Annotated in this window: 1 protein-coding gene; it reads left to right on the top strand. The window is 68.1% G+C overall.

The window, feature by feature from the left end; translation table 11 throughout:
• Nucleotides 1–1,523 (top strand): DUF885 domain-containing protein (locus VFZ20_RS05125; RefSeq protein WP_329682760.1); only part of this gene is annotated, 1,523 nt, incomplete at its 5' end.
• Nucleotides 1,524–2,197 lie beyond the last annotated feature (674 nt).

Raw genomic sequence — 2,197 nt, 5'->3', positions numbered from 1 at the left:
CCGCCATCAACCCGGCCACGCTGGACGCGCAGCACCAGCTTACGTACGAGATCTTTCGCCGCGAGCTGGCCAGCGAGCGCGAGAGCGAGCGCTTTCCCTCGCACCTGGTCCCGCTGAACCAGTTCTTCAACTTCACGGCGGGCTTCGTCCAGATGGGCGCGGGCCAGGGGGTGCACCCGTTCCGCACCGTCAAGGACTACGAGGACTTCCTGGGCCGCATCAACGGGTTCCAGCAGGCCATCGACATCACCATCGCCAACATGCGCGAGGGGATGCAGCGCGGCATCGTGCAGCCGCGCGTGCTGATGGAGCGCGTGCTGCCGCAGCTGTCCGCCCACGTGGTGGACGACGTGACGCAGAGCCTGTTCTGGGGGCCCGTCGCCAACATGCCCGCGGACTTCTCCCAGGCCGACCGCGAGCGGCTGACGGCGGCGTACACGGCCGCCATCCGCAACCAGGTGGTGCCCACTTTCCGCAAGCTGCACGACTTCGTCCGCGACGAGTACATGCCCGCCGCGCGCACCACCGTGGGCCTGAGCGCACTGCCCGACGGCCGCGCCTGGTACGAGTTCCTCGTGCGGCAGAACACCACCACCAACCTGTCGCCGGAGCAGATCCACGAGATCGGTCTGGCGGAGGTGGCGCGCATTCACCGCGAGATGGAGACGGTCATGCGCCAGGTGGGCTTCCAGGGCGACCTGAAGGCCTTCATGCAGTACGTGCAGACGGACCCGCGCTTTCGCTACAACACGCGCGAGGAGATGCTGGCCGACTACCGCGCCGCGCAGGCCCGCATCGACGCCACCACGGACCGCCTGTTCGACGTAAAGCCCAAGGCCAACTACGAGATCCGGCCCGTGGAGCCGTTCCGCGAGCGCAGCTTCAGCGGCGGGTCGTACACGCCGGCCGCGCTGGACGGCAGCCGCCCCGGCGTGTTCCACCTCAACACCTACGATCCGCAGGGCCGCCCGCGCTACGGCATGGAGTCGCTGCTCATCCACGAGGGCTCGCCGGGCCACCACTTCCAGATCTCCATCGCCCGCGAGCTGGAGAACCTGCCCCGCATCCGGCGCTTTGGCGGCTACACGGCGTACTCCGAGGGCTGGGGCCTGTACGCCGAGACGCTGGGCCGCGAGCTGGGACTGTACCAGGACCCGTACCAGTACTACGGCTTCCTGGCGTCGGAGCTGTGGCGCTCCATCCGCCTGGTGCTGGACACGGGCATTCACGCCAAGGGGTGGACGCTGGAGCAGGCCATGCAGTACGCCCGCGACAACTCGCCCAACAGCGAGTCCAACACCCAGGCCGAGGTGGAGCGCTTTGCCGCTATCCCCGGCCAGGGCCTGGCGTACAAGATGGGGCAGATGAAGATCACCGAGCTGCGCCAGCGCGCCCAGGCGGCGCTGGGCCCGCGCTTTGACATCAAGGCGTTCCACCGTGCCATCCTGGAGGACGGTGCCCTGCCCCTGGACGTGCTCGATACCAAGATGAACCGCTGGATCGCCGCCCAGCAGGCCCGCTGATCGGCCAATCCGGTGAAACGACGAAGCGCCGCCCCTCGGAGGGGGCGGCGCTTCGGCTTTCGGTGACGCGCGGAATCATATCATACCGGATCCGGAAGAAGCGCTTGTCTTCCTGAGTCATTCAGCGCTGCGCGCACCCTGCGGGATGAACGCCACCGCAGTTCAACCTCCCCCAGGGGTTGTTGGGGGAGGTGGGCGAGCTCCGCGAGCCCGGAGGGGGCGCTCGCGCGGAGGCTGCCAAAGCTCCCGAGCCTGCACTTTCTATTCAGAGGCTCTCACGAACGCGACCGCGTCGGATGCGTGCGGCCCCGAAGGACCTTCCCGCCCCCGTCACGCGGAGTCAAGGGCGCCTTCCGACCGAAGAATCTGGTTGGGCCGCGCACAGGCCTCGCCCGTGCTGGACTCCTCGCGCGAACTCAGCGCGCGGGCGGGACCTTGCACTCCGGCAACCAGATTCTTCGGCCGGCCGGCGCTCGATGCACCACGCGACGGGACAGTCCCAGCCGGCGCCGGCCGACCTCAGAATGACAGCACGGGTGAGAAACGGCTCTACACCCACTCGAAAACCGCTGTCAGTAAATCAACGCCGATGCGCAGTGTTTATGCGGACTCGGCTCACGGATGCCGGAAAAGCGAGAAGCCCGCGCGGCAGACGCCGCGCGGGCTTCGATCCG

The organism is Longimicrobium sp., assembly GCF_036280135.1.
Classification (GTDB): domain Bacteria; phylum Gemmatimonadota; class Gemmatimonadetes; order Longimicrobiales; family Longimicrobiaceae; genus Longimicrobium.
Note: the sequence above shows the minus strand (reverse complement) of the source record. Positions and strands in the feature narration are given on the sequence as shown.